The following is a 15,008-nucleotide window of genomic DNA, read 5'->3' as shown; positions in this document are numbered from 1 at the left end:
CTTTTTGGTGTTTGGTGCACTCGACAGGATTCGAACCTGTGACCGCTCGGTTCGTAGCCGAGTACTCTATCCAGCTGAGCTACGAGTGCATTTGTGGTTTTATACCAGATCACAACTGGTTGAAGCCAAGCCATTCACATTACTGCAAACAACCCTTAAATGGTGCACTCGACAGGATTCGAACCTGTGACCGCTCGGTTCGTAGCCGAGTACTCTATCCAGCTGAGCTACGAGTGCATTTGTTGCCGCGCATTATAGGCCGTCGAACCTTTTTGTAAAGCGCTTTTTTCTAGTAATTTCAACAACTTACCGAAGAAGCCAGATTACAACGTACTACGCAAATAATGGCGGAGAACGGGGGATTCGAACCCCCGACACCCTTTTGAGGTGTACTCCCTTAGCAGGGGAGCGCCTTCGGCCACTCGGCCAGCTCTCCGCAACACGGGGCGTATATTAACCAGCTTCTTCCCCGTTTGCAAACATAAAAAACGATAAAAATTAATGGCTTGGTTCTTCGTCCTTCTCTTTCTTTATACGCAGGTAAATTTCCTCACGGTGGACCGCAACCTCTTTCGGGGCGTTGACACCGATACGCACTTGATTTCCTTTAACGCCGAGCACGGTCACGGTGATTTCGCCATCACCAATAATCAGGCTTTCTGCGCACCGACGAGTCAGAATCAGCATACCTTTCTCCTCACGCATTTCATTTCAGGGACAACAGTCTGCAAAAAAAAGGCATTCGGCCTACAACCTGAATGGTCGTAATCCTACATGCCTGAGTATTGACCAGCGCGGGCAAAAGAACAGCTTCGGGCCGCGCCATTCAAAAAAACAAAAGGGCGCGGTCAGACCGCGCCCTTCGGCTAACGCATCACTCTCCCGTTCGGGCCGGTGCGTCCAGTTCGAAAGCTGTGTGCAGAGCGCGCACAGCCAGCTCAAGGTACTTCTCTTCGATCACCACAGAGACTTTGATTTCCGAGGTCGAGATCATCTGGATGTTGATGCTTTCTTTCGCCAGGGATTCGAACATGCGACTGGCCACGCCTGCGTGGGAGCGCATGCCAACGCCGACGATCGAGACCTTGGCGATCTTGATGTCGCCAACCACTTCACGGGCACCGATCTCGCGAGCGGTGTTTTCCAGCACGCTTTGTGCGGCCTGGAAGTCATTACGATGTACGGTGAAGGTGAAGTCGGTGGTGTTATCGTGCGCAACGTTCTGCACGATCATGTCGACTTCGATGTTCGCGGCGCTGATCGGGCCAAGAATCTTGAACGCAACGCCCGGGGTGTCTGGCACGCCACGGATGGTCAGCTTGGCTTCATCGCGGTTGAAAGCGATGCCGGAAATGATCGGCTGTTCCATGGTTTCCTCTTCATCAATAGTAATGAGGGTGCCCGGACCCTCCTTGAAGCTGTGCAGAACGCGCAGCGGAACGTTGTACTTGCCGGCGAATTCAACCGCACGGATCTGCAACACCTTGGAACCGAGGCTGGCCATTTCCAGCATCTCTTCGAAGGTAATCTTGTCCAGGCGCTGAGCCACGGACACCACACGCGGATCGGTGGTGTAGACACCGTCGACGTCGGTGTAGATCTGGCATTCGTCAGCCTTCAAGGCTGCCGCCAGCGCCACGCCGGTGGTGTCGGAGCCGCCACGACCGAGGGTGGTGATGTTGCCGTGCTCGTCGACGCCCTGGAAACCGGCGACAACCACCACGCGACCTGCTTTCAGATCACCGCGAATCTTCTGGTCATCAATCTGCAAGATACGCGCTTTATTGTGCGCGCTGTCCGTGAGAATCCGCACCTGGTTGCCGGTGTAGGACACCGCTGGCACGCCGCGCTTGATCAGCGCCATGGCCAACAATGCAATCGTCACCTGCTCACCGGTGGAAACGATCACATCCAGTTCGCGGGGAACCGGTTGCTCGTTGCCACTGATTTGCTTGGCCAGATCGATCAGACGGTTGGTTTCGCCGCTCATTGCAGACAGCACAACCACCAGGTCATCGCCGGCATCGCGGAATTTCTTAACCTTGTCGGCGACCTGCTCGATTCTCTCGACAGTGCCGACCGAGGTGCCTCCAAATTTCTGTACGATCAAAGCCATTTCAAAGCCGCCTCTGCCCATGAAGGGCGCCCAAATTATCACTCAAACAGCGTTCCGGCCCGCCACTAGACGTCGAGCCGGGCACGCGGCCTTATAAACCCTGCTCTACAAACGGAACGGTCAGGGCCAATGCGGCATCCAGTGCGCCAGCGTCAGTGCCACCGCCCTGCGCCATGTCTGGACGACCACCGCCCTTCCCGCCCACTGCCGCAGCGGCTTGCTTCATCAAATCACCGGCTTTGAGTTGGCCAGTCAGGTCTTTGGTTACGCCTGCAACCAGAACGACCTTTTCCTCATGGACACTGCCGAGCAGGATCACTGCGCGGCCGAGTTTGTTTTTCAGTTGATCGACCAGCGCCAACAGCGCCTTGCCGTCCTGACCGTCCAGACGCACGGCCAGCACTTTCACGCCTTTGACGTCCAGTGCAGTGGCCGACAGATCGTCGCCCGCCGCACTGGCAGCCTTGGCTTGCAACTGCTCGAGTTGCTTCTCCAGCAGGCGGTTGCGCTCCAGCACAGCCGACAGCTTGTCGATCAGGTTGTCGCGGCTGCCCTTGACCAGGTTGGCCGCTTCCTTGAGTTGTTCTTCGGCAGCGTTCAAGTAGGCCAGCGCCGCAGCACCGGTGACTGCCTCGATACGGCGCACACCCGACGCCACACCGCCTTCGCTGATGATTTTCAGCAGGCCGATGTCGCCGGTGCGGTTGGCGTGAATGCCGCCACACAACTCGACGGAGAAATCACCGCCCATGCTCAGCACGCGCACGTTGTCGCCGTACTTCTCGCCGAACAGCGCCATGGCGCCTTTGCTCTTGGCGGTCTCGATGTCGGTTTCTTCGGTTTCAACCGGCGAGTTCTTGCGAATCTCGGCGTTGACGATGTCTTCCAGCGCTTTCAGCTGTTCAGGCTTGATGGCTTCGAAGTGACTGAAGTCGAAGCGCAGGCGCTGACTGTCGACCAACGAGCCTTTCTGCTGAACGTGCTCACCCAACACGTTACGCAACGCGGCGTGCAGCAAGTGCGTGGCCGAGTGGTTCAGCGCTGTCGCGTGACGCACGTCAGCTTCAACGTGAGTTTCCACTGGCGAGCCAACGGTCAGGCTGCCCAACGCCAGCACACCGTGGTGCAGGAACGCGCCGCCGGTCTTGGTGGTGTCGCGCACATCGAAACGGCCGTTACTCGATTGCAGATAACCACAGTCGCCGATCTGGCCGCCGGATTCAGCGTAGAACGGGGTCTGATCGAGAACGACTACACCCTCATCGCCTTCACTGAGCACATCGACCGATTGCCCTTCTTTATAGAGAGCGACAACCTTGGCCGAACCGCTGGTGGCCTTGTAACCGGTAAACTCGGTGGCCACATCAACCTTGACCAGCGTGTTGTAGTCCAGACCGAACGAGCTGGCCGAACGGGCACGGACGCGCTGGGCTTCCATTTCGCGTTCAAAGCCGGCTTCGTCGACGGTCAGGCTGCGCTCGCGGGCGATGTCGGCGGTAAGGTCCATCGGGAAACCGTAGGTGTCGTACAGTTTGAACACCACGTCGCCGGGCACCACGGTGCCTTTGAGTTCCAGCAGATCCTGCTCGAGAATTTTCAGGCCGTGCTCCAGGGTCTTGGAGAACTGCTCTTCTTCAGCCTTGAGTACGCGCTCGATGTTGGACTGCTGTTTCTTCAACTCCGGGAACGCTTCGCCCATCTCGGCGACCAGCGCCGCGACGATTTTGTAGAAGAAGCTACCGGTCGCGCCCAGTTTGTTGCCGTGACGACAGGCGCGACGAATGATCCGGCGCAGCACGTAACCGCGGCCTTCGTTGGACGGCAACACACCGTCGGCGATCAGGAAACCGCACGAACGAATGTGGTCGGACACCACCTTGAGCGAAGATTGGTCGTCATTGCTGCAGCCAATGGCCGAGGCGGACGCGCTCAGCAGGTTCTTGAACAGGTCGATTTCATAGTTGGAGTGAACGTGCTGCATCACCGCACTGATCCGCTCCAGGCCCATGCCAGTGTCGACCGACGGCGCTGGCAGCGGATGCAACACGCCGTCGGCGGTGCGGTTGAACTGCATGAACACGTTGTTCCAGATCTCGATGTAACGGTCGCCGTCTTCTTCCGGCGAGCCCGGCGGGCCGCCCCAGATGTGGTCGCCGTGATCGTAGAAAATCTCGGTGCAAGGGCCGCACGGGCCGGTATCGCCCATGGTCCAGAAGTTGTCGGACGCGTACGGCGCGCCTTTGTTGTCGCCAATACGGATCATGCGCTCGGCCGGCACACCGATCTGCTGGGTCCATATGTCGTAAGCCTCGTCATCCGAGGCATAGACCGTTACCCAGAGTTTTTCCTTGGGCAGTTTCAGGACACCGGTCAGGAAGGTCCAGGCGTAGGTGATCGCGTCGTGCTTGAAATAGTCACCGAAGCTGAAGTTACCCAGCATTTCGAAAAAAGTGTGGTGACGAGCGGTATAACCGACGTTTTCCAGATCGCTGTTCTTGCCACCGGCACGCACGCACTTCTGGCTGCTTGTTGCGCGGGTGTACGCACGTTTTTCCTGGCCCAGGAAGCAGTCCTTGAACTGGTTCATCCCCGCGTTAGTGAACAGCAGGGTTGGGTCGTTGCCCGGAATCAAAGAGCTGGAGGCTACACGGGTGTGGCCTTGCTCTTCGAAGAAGCGAAGGAAGGCTTCACGGATTTCTGCGCTTTTCATTAGGTTCTTCCACGGAGGCTGCGGCCAAAGGCCTGTGCGAAACGTCAACAGACGAAGCGACGGCAAAGGGCCGCATTATATCGGCCCTGCGCGCGGGGTACAGCGTGTTTATACGATAGAAGCGCTCAATTGGACGGCTAACGCGGTCAGTGCCGCGAAAACTCGACGAATGTCGCGATGACTTGCTCTACTTGCGCGCGGCTGACGTCCATGTGCGTGACCATTCTAAGGCGACCGGCGGCGCTGAGCGTGATCCCGCGCTCTGCGGCAAAGGCCTTGATCGCTTCGGCCCGGTCGCCGATCTGCACGTAGACCATGTTGGTCTGCACCGGCTCGACGTCGTAACCGGCGTGACGAAGACCTTCCGCGAGAAATTGCGCATTGGCATGGTCGTCGGCCAGGCGCTGAACGTTGTGATCCAGCGCATACAGCCCCGCCGCCGCCAGAATCCCGGCCTGGCGCATGCCACCGCCGACCATCTTGCGCAGGCGTCGCGCCTTGCCGATCAGCTCGACGGAACCGCACAAGACGGAACCGATTGGCGCGCCCAGACCTTTGGACAGGCAGACCGAAACTGAATCGAAATGCTGGGTGATCTCACGGGCATCAACCCCCAGTTTTACCGCTGCGTTGTACAGGCGCGCGCCGTCGAGGTGCAGCTGCAACCCGTGCTCGCGGCTAAAGCTGCGGGCCCGGGCCAGATACTCAAGTGGCAGCACCTTGCCCTGCATCGTGTTTTCCAGCGCCAGCAGGCGGGTACGGGCGAAATGGAAGTCGTCCGGCTTGACCGCCGCCGCTACGTGGGCCAGGTCCAACGAGCCATCGGCCTGGACTTCCAGGGGTTGCGGCTGGATCGAACCGAGCACTGCCGCGCCGCCGCCCTCGTACTTGTAGGTGTGCGCCTGTTGGCCAACGATGTATTCGTCGCCGCGCTCGCAGTGCGCCATCAAGCCCAGCAGATTGCTCATGGTGCCCGTCGGCACGAACAACGCCGCGGCAAATCCCAACCGTTGCGCCAGCTCGGCTTCCAGACGATTGACCGTCGGATCTTCGCCATACACGTCGTCACCAGTGGCCGCGCGGGCCATCGCGTCGAGCATCCCGGCGGTCGGTTGGGTGACGGTGTCGCTGCGAAGATCGATAACGCTCATGAATCCAGCCTCGTTAAGCAGGGGAAAATCCCTTTCAGGAGGGAATTACTGCGGTCATGTAGACGAATAATCAACCCTCGGGGGAGGAAAAGGCTTATCGAGGTAACGAAAAACCCGATAGCAATCATCAAAAAGCATGAATGCGCATCCCGAAAATATGTGTTAAAAACGCTGCGCCGCCAGACAATCTGCCGGCAAAACGTTCTCAGGGCGGGGTGCAACTCCCCACCGGCGGTAATTGCGCGCAATGCGCATAGCCCGCGAGCGCTTGGCGACAGACGCAGCTTTGGTTGTGTCAGGCGGCAAGGTCAGCAGACCCGGTGTGATCCCGGGGCCGACGGTCATAGTCCGGATGAAGAGAGAACGGGATTGGCGCCAAAGGGCCGTCCGCAGGCATTCGTGCGAGCGTGCGCACCCTTAAATCCCATTCGATTCATATGCCCTGTTTTAACCATAAACAGGAGTCAGAACATGCAACCCACCGCAATCGACAGCAAAAGCAAAAACCATCACGGCGAGCGCGTTGCGTTCATCCAGGCCTGCTGGCACAAGGAAATCGTCGACCAAAGCCGTAAAGGCTTCGTCACCGAAATGATTGCCCAGGGTTATCAGGAATCGGACATCGACTTCTTCGAAGTCGGCGGTGCGTTTGAAATGCCGTTGCATGCCAAGTTGCTGGCCAAGACCGGCCGTTATGCCGGTATTGTGGCGGCAGCCCTGGTTGTGGACGGCGGGATTTACCGGCACGATTTCGTCGCCCAGTCGGTGGTCAGCGGCCTGATGCAGGTTCAACTGGAAACTGAAGTGCCGGTGTTCTCGGTGTCCTTGACCCCGCACCACTTCCACGCAGGCGAAGAACATCAGAAGTTCTTCTTTGACCACTTTATGCACAAAGGTCAGGAAGCGGCGAAGACCTGTGCGGATACACTGCACAAAATCCGTGCGCTGCGCCGCAGTGAGCCGCGCGCGGTAGCGGTCTAGTCCACAACCCTGTGGGAGCGGGCTTGCCCGCTCCCACAGGGATTTCGGCTGGATTCGAGTCCGGATCAGGCCAGGTTTTGTTCGGTGGCCGGGACGATCAGGATGCCGGCGCGCAGGCCGTTCTTGACCTTCGGGTTGGGGAAGATGATGCGAGCGCCCTCCTCCTCGATGATCCAGCGCGTCTGCGCGATGTCTTCGGCCAGCAGGTAACCCACTTCCAGTTCCGAAAAATTCTCGATGTCCGCCGGCAGGTTCAGGCGGAAGCTGTCGCTGTGCTTGATAATTTCCCGCGCCACGCTGAACAACTGCAAACCGTCCAGCGATGCGTCATTCAGCGCAGGCTCGTTGCCTTCGATGATCTGTTTCAGGCGAGTTTCCAGCAGACCGACATTGACCCCGTCGTTTTGCCCGAACGGCCGCGCCTTGCCCAGTTCCAGGGTGAAAGACTCGGCACCGAGCTTGTCGTAGGTGTACGAGCTGAAAACGATCGACGGTTTGTTCTGCAGCAACACCGCTTGCATTCCCGCAGCCCGCAGGCGCGCCAGTTCCAGACGTGAATGCTGACGATCTTCCTTCCACGGGTACAGGGCAAACTGCTCGATTTTCGAGCCGCGAATCGCGGTGTGCAGGTCGTAATGCAGACGTGAACGATCTGGCAGGCTGAAGAAACTCGCAGCCAGCCGCTCCAGTTCGCAGGCGCGCAAGGCTTCTGAACCGCTGGTTTGCTCGTGACGGCCGTTGAACAGCCGATTGACGTCCTGCTCGATGAAACGCTCGCCCTTGCGAATCGCTTCCGGATTGCCGAACAGGAACAGAATGCGTGCCCGCGGCTTCACGTCGCCGCGAGCGATGTCATGCAGCAGGCGATCGAGCAACTCGATCGGCGCCGTTTCGTTGCCATGGACTCCCGCCGACAGCAGCAGGTCCAGGCCATTGTCTCGCGCTTGCGGTGGCCGGACTTCCAGCGCACCTTCGCTCAACCAGCGCATCCGCACGCCTTCGACAGTCAGTTGAGTCTTCTCCGCCGGTTCACGGCCGGCGAGGGTCAGTTCAAGCAGTTTGCCGAGCGCGAGCATAGAGCGGTTTCCTTAGTGGTCGTGATTGCAATCCGGGCCGTGCTCGTGGTCTTCGTCACCGACTTCAGCCGGTTCCATTTCCAGTTGCAGACTGACCAGATTAGTCGCCAACGGGCGCAGCAGCAGGTTGGCGTACTCCGCGTCACCTTCTTCAACGTCCACGCCGATCAGCAACTGGCCGCGGCCGTCATGCTGAATCCACAGCTCTTTGCCTTGCCAAATGACCGCGACGCGGGTGCAGGAAGTTTCCAGTTGCGTGCCGTCGGTGTCTTCAAGGATCAGCTGCAGGGTATCGCTCATATCTTTTACGCTCTCGACGTTCAATTGATCTGGAATGGATAAACCGCGCCCAGTTTAAGGATTTGCGTCAGTTCATCCAGTGCCGTCCGGCACTCAAGCAGCAATTGCGGGTCCGCGAGGTCGGTTTCGGCCATGCGGTCGCGATAGTGCTTGTCGACCCATTCGGTCAACGTGCCGTACAACGGTGCAGTCATGATAACCCCTGGGTTGACGGCCGCCAGTTCGGTTTCGTTCAGCGCCACTCGCAAGCGCAGGCACGCCGGGCCACCGCCGTTCTGCATACTTTGCTTGAGATCGAAGACTTTGACTTCGCGGATCAATCCACCGGAGCTGGTCAAACCTTGCAGGTACTGCCAGACACGTTCGTTGCCACGGCATTCTTCCGGCACGATCAACAGCATCGAGCCGTCAGGACGCGACAGCAATTGGCTGTTGAACAAGTAGGAACGCACCGCGTCTTCCACGGTGACCGCGGAACGCGGCACGCAGACCGACTGGAAATTCCCGCCGACCTTGGCGAGTTTGCCGTGCAACTCGACCAGCATCTGCTCGGTGTCGAGGAACGCGTCCTCGTGATAGAACAACACCTCGCCGTTACCCACCGCGATCACGTCGTTGTGAAACACACCCTGATCGATCACCGATGGATTCTGCTGGGCGTAGACCACGCCGTCATCGCTCAAGCCATGCAGACGCGCAACAGCTTGCGAGGCTTCGAGGGTCTGGCGCGCCGGGTATTTCTGCGGGGCCGGGTAGCGATTATCGAAGGCGCTGCGACCGAAGACGAAAAACTCGACGCCGGCTTCACCGTACTCACGGCAAAAACGCGTGTGGTTGGCCGCACCTTCGTCACCGAACTGCGCCACGGCCGGCAACGCGGCGTGATGGGCGAAGTGTTTCTGGTCGGCGAACATCGCACCCAGCACGCGGCTGGTGGTCGGGTGTTCGATGCTGCGGTGGTATTTGCAGTTGAGGTTGGCGGCGGTGAAGTGCACACGGCCGTCGGCGGTGTCGGCGCTCGGGCTGACGGTGGCGGCGTTGGCCACCCACATGCTTGACGCCGAGCAACTGGCAACCAGCAGTGGCATCGCGTCTTTGGCGGCGCGCTCAATCACTTGCGCATCAGTGCCGCCGAAGCCCAAGCGACGCAGGGCCGCGACGTCCGGGCGTTCTTGTGGGGCGAGCACGCCTTGCTGGAAGCCCATTTCCATCAGCGCTTTCATTTTCGCCAGACCTTGCAGCGCGGCTTCCTTCGGGTTCGAAGATTGCTGGCTGTTGCTCTGGGACGCGACGTTGCCGTAGGACAGGCCGCCGTAGTTATGGGTCGGCCCCACTAGACCGTCAAAATTGACTTCATAGGATTTCATCAGCGAGGCTCCACGAGAATCTGTTGTTATAGGCTTCAGTAACTATTCAGTAAGACCGTGTCGCGGCCATCGCGAGCAGGCTCACTCCTACAGGTTCGAGGGTGTTCACACATTTTATGTAAGACACAAATCCTGTGGGAGTTAGCCTGCTCGCGATTGGGCGTCACGCCATCTTCACGCCGGGCGTGAGTGCTGCTGGCAACACCAGGCTCGGTGTTTCCAGCGACGCCACCGGGTACGCGCAATAATCCGCAGCGTAGTAGGCGCTGGCGCGGTGGTTGCCCGAGGCACCGACGCCGCCGAACGGTGCGCTGCTCGCGGCGCCGGTCAGCTGTTTGTTCCAGTTGACGATCCCGGCGCGGCTTTCCAGCCAGAACTGCTGATAACGCGCTTCGGAATCCGACAGCAAACCGGCCGCCAAGCCATAGTCGGTGTCGTTGGCTTCAGCGATCGCCGCTTCAAAATCAGCGTAGCGGATCACTTGCAGCAACGGACCGAACAGCTCTTCGTCCGGACGATCCGCAACAGCAGTCACGTCCAGGATGCCCGGGGTCAGCAACGCGGCTTGCGCCTGCGGCTGAGTCATGTCCAGCAGCGCCACCGCGCCATTGGCCAGCAGATGTTCCTGGGCGTCCATCAGTGCTTTCGCCGCTCCGAGGGAAATCACCGAGCCCATGAACGGCGCCGGTTGCTGATCGAATGCGCCGACTTCAATCGTCGAGCTGACCGCCACCAGCCGCGCCAGCAACGTGTCGCCCCACACGCCCTGCGGCACCAGCAAGCGGCGTGCACAAGTGCAACGCTGACCGGCGGAAATGAACGCGGACTGAATGATGGTGTAAACGGCAGCGTCAAGGTCCGCCACTTCGTCGACGACCAGCGGGTTGTTACCGCCCATCTCCAACGCCAGAATCTTGTCCGGACGTCCGGCAAACTGCTGATGCAGATGATTGCCGGTGCGGCTCGAACCGGTGAAGAACAGGCCGTCAATGCCCGGATTCGCCGCCAGGGCGATCCCGGTTTCGCGAGCGCCTTGCAGCAGGTTCAACACGCCTGCCGGCAGGCCTGCTTCGATCCAGCACTTGACCGTCAGCTCGGCGACTTTAGGCGTCAGTTCACTTGGCTTGAACAGCACGCTGTTACCGGCCAGCAGTGCCGGCACGATGTGGCCGTTAGGCAAGTGACCCGGGAAATTGTAAGGACCGAACACCGCGACCACGCCATGCGGCTTGTGGCGCAAGACGGCGGTGGCGTCACCCAATGGGCCGCTCTTCTCGCCGGTGCGTTCGCGGTAGCTCTGCACCGAGATCGCAATCTTGTTGATCATGCTGGTGACTTCAGTCGCCGATTCCCACAGCGGCTTACCGGTTTCTTCACCGATGCAGCGTGCGAGTTCGTCAGCGTGGTTTTTCAGCGCGGCGGCAAACGCCTCCAGCACCGTGATGCGCTCATCCAGGGTCCGACGGGCCCAGTTCGGGAAAGCCTGACGCGCGGCTTGCACGGCGGACTCGACCTGAGCGGCCGTGGCACCCTCGCCGGTCCACAGCACTTGCTGAGTCACCGGGTTCAGCGACTGGAACGCTTCGCCCTGACCGGCCAGCCATTCACCTGCAATGTATAGCGAATTCATTACTTCGACTCCCGGGCAACGGACAACGGTACGGCGCGCACTTGGTCGCCGGCGTTGAGTTGAAGACGTTTGGCCGTCTGCTGATCGACCACCAGCGTGCCGGCGGCGAAGCGTGCTGGCGCGGCAGTGATCCGGCAGTCTTCGCGCTTGCGGTTGTGAATCAGGAACGGCGTGGCGTCATCGCCCGGCGTGCCCACGGCGAGGATCAGTGCCTGGCTGTCACGGACCGCGCGGATTTTGCCGGTTTCGCACTCCACCGCCGGGCCGGCGTCGAAAATGTCGACGTAACCCTGATAGCTGAAACCTTCACTTTTCAGCATCGACAGCGCCGGCTCGGTGTCAGGGTGAACCTGACCGATCACGTTGCGCGCATCCGGCGACAGGAAACAGGTGTACAGCGGGAATTTCGGCATCAGTTCGGCGATGAACGCCTTGTTGCCCACGCCGGTCAGGTAATCGGCCTGGCTGAATTCCATCTTGAAGAAGTGCCGGCCCAGGCTTTCCCAGAACGGCGAGCGCCCGGCTTCGTCGGACACACCGCGCATTTCGGCGATGATCTTGTTGCCGAACAACTGCGGGAACTCGGCGATGAACAGCATGCGCGCCTTGGCCAGCATGCGGCCATTGAGGCCGTTGCGGTAGTCGGCGTGCAGGAACAACGAGCACAGCTCGGAATTGCCGGTCAAGTCGTTGGCGAGGAACAGCGTCGGGATTTCCCGGTAGATGTTCAACTCTTGCGAGGCGCTGACCGTCAGGCCGACCCGGAAGTTGTACCAAGGCTCTCGCAGGCCGACGGCGCCGGCGATCGCGGAAATACCCACCACGCGGCCGTCGTCATCTTCGAGCACGAACAAGTAGTCCGCATCGCCGCGCCCGGCTTCGCCGCGAAAAGTCTTCTCGGCCCAGCCGACCCGATGGGCCAGACGCTCTTCGTTGGCCGGCAAAGTGGTCAGGCCGGTGCCGGTGCTGCGGGCCAGGTCGATCAGAGCGGGTAAATCGCTGCTGCGTACGGGACGAACGATCATGCTATCTCCTCAAACGGGCCGCTTGCGCCACCCGCGAAACACTTGCTGCTTAGCAGTTTGACAAGCAGGCGTTAAACCGCCACCAGGCGCACGCTCGCACCTTCACCGACGCCCAGGGCTTCGGCTGTTTCCAGATCCAGGGTCACGGGTTTGCCCGGCGCGTAATCGAGCTCGAGCAACACGGCGCGGTAATCCTGCAACTGGGCGTTGGCCACCAGGTACTGACGACCGACGCCTTTGACCGGCTCGCCGATTTTCACCGGCACCACGCGGCTCTGGGCGATCGAACGGATCCCCGAAACGCGGGCATGCAGGGTCGGGCCGCCGTCAAAAATGTCGATGTAGTGATCGGTCTCGAAGCCTTCGCGCATCAGGATGTCGAAGGTGATCTGCGCCCGCGGGTGCACCTGGCCCATCGCTTCTTGCGCGGTGTCCGGCAGCAACGGCACGTAGATCGGATAGTGCGGCATCAGCTCGGCGAGGAACGTGCGGCTCTTCAGCCCGCACAAACGCTCGGCTTCAGCGTAGTTGAGGTCGAAGAAGTTGCGACCGATGGCGTCCCAGAACGGCGAGTCGCCATTTTCATCGCTGTAACCGACGATCTCGGTCACCACGGAATCGGCAAAACGCTCGGGATGGCTCGCCACAAACAGCAAGCGACCACGGGAGTTGAGCTCGGCCCAGGGCGAACCCACCAGCTCGCGCTGCACGTAGAAACTGGTCAGCAAGCTATTGCCGGTCAGGTCGTGGCACTGGGAGAGCACGTGAATCTTGTTATGAATCTTCAGCTCGCGGGAAGCGTGGACGAAGGTTTCATTGCGGAAGCTGTAGAACGGCTCGGAATAACCGGCCGAGGCGACGATGGCCGAGCAGCCGACCAGTTTGCCGGTGGCGGAATCTTCGAGGACGAAGAAGTAGCTTTCTTCACCGTTGAAACTGACTTCGGCGGCAAACGAGGCTTCGCTCGCGGCGATCTTGTCGCTCAGGCGTTCAACGTCATCCGGCAAGGAAGTGACACCAATCGGGCTGTCCGCAGCCAGACGCTGTACCTCGCCCAGATCAGCCATTTGCGCGGGGCGCATCACCAGCATGGTGTCACTCCTTTCTCATATTCTTTGAGGAAAATAAGCCGGGCAGTCATTGCTGACACGCGGACCAATGTGGGAGCGGGCTTGCTCGCGAAAACGGTGCATCAGTCGACATTGTTGCTGTCTGATCCACCGTTTTCGCGAGCAAGCCCGCTCCCACATTTGATCCAGTCCGGCATAAAAATTTGTTCGACGCCTGAAAAGTCAGGCGTCGAAGGGTCTATCAGGCTTGCGTCAGTTTCGCTGCGGCGCGCTCGAAACGGTCCAGGCCGGCGTCGATGTCCGCGTCTTCGACCACCAGGCTCGGGGCGAAACGCACCACGTCCGGGCCGGCTTGCAGAATCATCAGGCCTTCACGCTCGGCGGCGTTGAAAATGTCCTTCGCCTTGCCTTTCCAGGCATCGCTCAGCACGCAACCGATCAACAGGCCCAGGCCGCGCACCTGAGTGAACAGGCCGTACTTCTCGCCGATCTGCTCAAGGCGGGCCTTGAACTTGTCGTGCTTGGCATTGACGCCGGCCAGCACTTCGGGGGTGTTGATCACGTCGATCACCGCTTCGGCGACCGCGCACGCCAGCGGGTTGCCGCCGTAAGTGGTGCCGTGGGTGCCGACGACCAGATGCTTGGCCAGCTCTTCAGTGGTCAACATCGCGGCGATCGGGAAACCGCCGCCCAGGCTCTTGGCGCTGGTCAGGATGTCCGGCGTCACGCCGTAATGCTGGTAGGCGAACAGCTTGCCGCTGCGGCCCATGCCGGTTTGCACTTCGTCGAACACCAGCAGCGCATTGTGCTCGTTGCACAGCTCACGGGCGCCTTGCAGGTAAGCCAGTTCGGCCGGCAACACACCGCCCTCGCCCTGGATCGGCTCCAGCACGACTGCGCAGGTCTTGTCGGAAACGGCGGCTTTCAATGCCGCCAGGTCGTTGTACGGTACGTGGGTGATACCGGTGATTTTCGGACCAAAGCCGTCGGAATACTTCGACTGGCCACCGACGTTCACCGTGAACAACGTACGTCCGTGGAAGCTGTTGAGCGCGGCGATGATTTCGTACTTCTCGCTGCCGAACCGGTCAAACGCGACACGACGGGCCAGCTTGAAAGCGGCCTCGTTGGCTTCGGCGCCGGAGTTGCAGAAGAACACACGCTCGGCAAAGGTCGCATCGATCAGCTTGTGCGCCAGGCGCAAGGCCGGCTCGTTGGTGAACACGTTGGACACGTGCCACAGCTTGTTCGCCTGTTCGGTCAAGGCACCGACCAGCGCCGGGTGCGCGTGGCCCAATACGTTGACGGCAATCCCGCCGGCGAAGTCGATCAGCTCGCGGCCAGACTGGTCCCAAACGCGGGAACCGGCACCACGCACAGGGATGAAAGCGGCAGGCGCATAGTTGGGAACCATTACCTGGTCGAAATCGGCGCGTTCTACCGCAGCGTGCTCAACGGACATCGGAGTCTCCTGAAGAGGAACACTCGCCTGAAACTGGCGAGCTTGGTGAGGATTGTAAGGACAGTTTTCAGCTCGGCCTTGCCGCCAAGCGACAACTTCTTATAGCGCAAACCCAGGTTT

12 protein-coding genes, 3 tRNA genes and 1 riboswitch are annotated in these 15,008 nt (G+C 60.0%); of the genes, 1 reads left to right on the top strand and 14 read right to left on the bottom strand.

Translation table 11 applies throughout. The features are described from left to right. Positions 1–12: 12 nt before the first annotated feature. From ACYZT4_RS00685 to ltaE, 7 genes are all read right to left on the bottom strand, one after another. Positions 13–89, bottom strand: a tRNA-Arg gene (locus ACYZT4_RS00685). Positions 90–160: 71 nt separating this feature from the next. Continuing rightward, positions 161–237: transfer RNA gene (locus ACYZT4_RS00680), tRNA-Arg, on the bottom strand. A 108-nt stretch (positions 238–345) separates the two neighbouring features. Beyond that, positions 346–436, bottom strand: a tRNA-Ser gene (locus ACYZT4_RS00675). A gap of 62 nt (positions 437–498) precedes the next feature. After that, the gene (gene csrA / locus ACYZT4_RS00670; protein WP_002554426.1) at positions 499–687 is read right to left on the bottom strand and encodes a carbon storage regulator CsrA; all 189 of its coding nucleotides are present in this window, start codon (positions 685–687) and stop codon (positions 499–501) included. Positions 688–874: 187 nt separating this feature from the next. Continuing rightward, the gene (locus tag ACYZT4_RS00665) at positions 875–2,116 is read right to left on the bottom strand and encodes an aspartate kinase (protein WP_461984451.1); all 1,242 of its coding nucleotides are present in this window, start codon (positions 2,114–2,116) and stop codon (positions 875–877) included. Positions 2,117–2,207: 91 nt separating this feature from the next. Continuing rightward, entirely contained in the window at positions 2,208–4,826 is a 2,619-nt protein-coding gene (alaS, locus tag ACYZT4_RS00660; protein WP_461984450.1) for an alanine--tRNA ligase, read from the bottom strand. A gap of 146 nt (positions 4,827–4,972) precedes the next feature. Beyond that, entirely contained in the window at positions 4,973–5,977 is a 1,005-nt protein-coding gene (gene ltaE / locus ACYZT4_RS00655) for a low-specificity L-threonine aldolase (RefSeq protein ID WP_461984448.1), read from the bottom strand. 197 nt (positions 5,978–6,174) lie between these two features. After that, a riboswitch (FMN riboswitch) is annotated at positions 6,175–6,346 on the top strand. Positions 6,347–6,448: 102 nt separating this feature from the next. Here ltaE and ACYZT4_RS00650 point away from each other — a divergent pair. Then, positions 6,449–6,958: a 6,7-dimethyl-8-ribityllumazine synthase gene (locus ACYZT4_RS00650; protein WP_461984446.1), complete on the top strand. Its 510-nt coding sequence runs from the start codon at positions 6,449–6,451 to the stop codon at positions 6,956–6,958. A 65-nt stretch (positions 6,959–7,023) separates the two neighbouring features. On the opposite strand, the gene astE is transcribed toward ACYZT4_RS00650, so the two are convergent. From astE to ACYZT4_RS00615, 7 genes are all read right to left on the bottom strand, one after another. After that, positions 7,024–8,034 (bottom strand): succinylglutamate desuccinylase, encoded by a 1,011-nt coding sequence (gene astE, locus ACYZT4_RS00645; protein ID WP_461984444.1) that lies wholly within the window; start codon positions 8,032–8,034, stop codon positions 7,024–7,026. Between the two features lie 12 nt (positions 8,035–8,046). Beyond that, on the bottom strand, positions 8,047–8,334 hold the full coding sequence (locus ACYZT4_RS00640; RefSeq protein ID WP_461984443.1) for a topoisomerase II: 288 nt from the start codon (positions 8,332–8,334) through the stop codon (positions 8,047–8,049). A gap of 20 nt (positions 8,335–8,354) precedes the next feature. Further along, positions 8,355–9,701 (bottom strand): N-succinylarginine dihydrolase, encoded by a 1,347-nt coding sequence (astB, locus tag ACYZT4_RS00635; protein WP_461984442.1) that lies wholly within the window; start codon positions 9,699–9,701, stop codon positions 8,355–8,357. A gap of 163 nt (positions 9,702–9,864) precedes the next feature. Then, positions 9,865–11,331: a succinylglutamate-semialdehyde dehydrogenase gene (gene astD / locus ACYZT4_RS00630; RefSeq protein ID WP_461984441.1), complete on the bottom strand. Its 1,467-nt coding sequence runs from the start codon at positions 11,329–11,331 to the stop codon at positions 9,865–9,867. Further along, entirely contained in the window at positions 11,331–12,356 is a 1,026-nt protein-coding gene (astA, locus tag ACYZT4_RS00625) for an arginine N-succinyltransferase (RefSeq protein WP_461984439.1), read from the bottom strand. The genes astD and astA overlap by 1 nt, the downstream gene beginning before the upstream one ends. A 71-nt stretch (positions 12,357–12,427) precedes the next feature. Continuing rightward, a complete protein-coding gene (aruF, locus tag ACYZT4_RS00620; RefSeq protein ID WP_461984438.1) occupies positions 12,428–13,447 on the bottom strand; it encodes an arginine/ornithine succinyltransferase subunit alpha in 1,020 nt (339 codons plus the stop codon). A gap of 220 nt (positions 13,448–13,667) precedes the next feature. Next, positions 13,668–14,888 carry an aspartate aminotransferase family protein gene (locus ACYZT4_RS00615; RefSeq protein WP_461984436.1) on the bottom strand — a complete coding sequence of 407 codons (1,221 nt, stop codon included), beginning with the start codon at positions 14,886–14,888 and terminating at the stop codon, positions 13,668–13,670. Between the last annotated feature and the right edge of the window lie 120 nt (positions 14,889–15,008).

The organism is Pseudomonas sp. GB2N2 (genome assembly GCF_054897705.1).
The sequence above is the reverse complement of the archived record's forward strand: the minus strand, read 5'-3'. Positions and strand labels throughout refer to the sequence as shown.

Bases quoted from the DNA above. Each gene is read 5' to 3' on its own strand.
- ACYZT4_RS00665 (WP_461984451.1), bottom strand. From the start codon at position 2,116: ATGGCTTTGATCGTACAGAAATTTGGAGGCACCTCGGTCGGCACTGTC.
- astA (WP_461984439.1), bottom strand. From the start codon at position 12,356: ATGATCGTTCGTCCCGTACGCAGCAGCGATTTACCCGCTCTGATCGAC.
- astB (WP_461984442.1), bottom strand. From the start codon at position 9,701: ATGAAATCCTATGAAGTCAATTTTGACGGTCTAGTGGGGCCGACCCAT.
- ACYZT4_RS00615 (WP_461984436.1), bottom strand. From the start codon at position 14,888: ATGTCCGTTGAGCACGCTGCGGTAGAACGCGCCGATTTCGACCAGGTA.
- ACYZT4_RS00650 (WP_461984446.1), top strand. From the start codon at position 6,449: ATGCAACCCACCGCAATCGACAGCAAAAGCAAAAACCATCACGGCGAG.
- ACYZT4_RS00640 (WP_461984443.1), bottom strand. From the start codon at position 8,334: ATGAGCGATACCCTGCAGCTGATCCTTGAAGACACCGACGGCACGCAA.
- alaS (WP_461984450.1), bottom strand. From the start codon at position 4,826: ATGAAAAGCGCAGAAATCCGTGAAGCCTTCCTTCGCTTCTTCGAAGAG.
- aruF (WP_461984438.1), bottom strand. From the start codon at position 13,447: ATGCTGGTGATGCGCCCCGCGCAAATGGCTGATCTGGGCGAGGTACAG.
- ltaE (WP_461984448.1), bottom strand. From the start codon at position 5,977: ATGAGCGTTATCGATCTTCGCAGCGACACCGTCACCCAACCGACCGCC.
- astE (WP_461984444.1), bottom strand. From the start codon at position 8,034: ATGCTCGCGCTCGGCAAACTGCTTGAACTGACCCTCGCCGGCCGTGAA.
- csrA (WP_002554426.1), bottom strand. From the start codon at position 687: ATGCTGATTCTGACTCGTCGGTGCGCAGAAAGCCTGATTATTGGTGAT.
- astD (WP_461984441.1), bottom strand. From the start codon at position 11,331: ATGAATTCGCTATACATTGCAGGTGAATGGCTGGCCGGTCAGGGCGAA.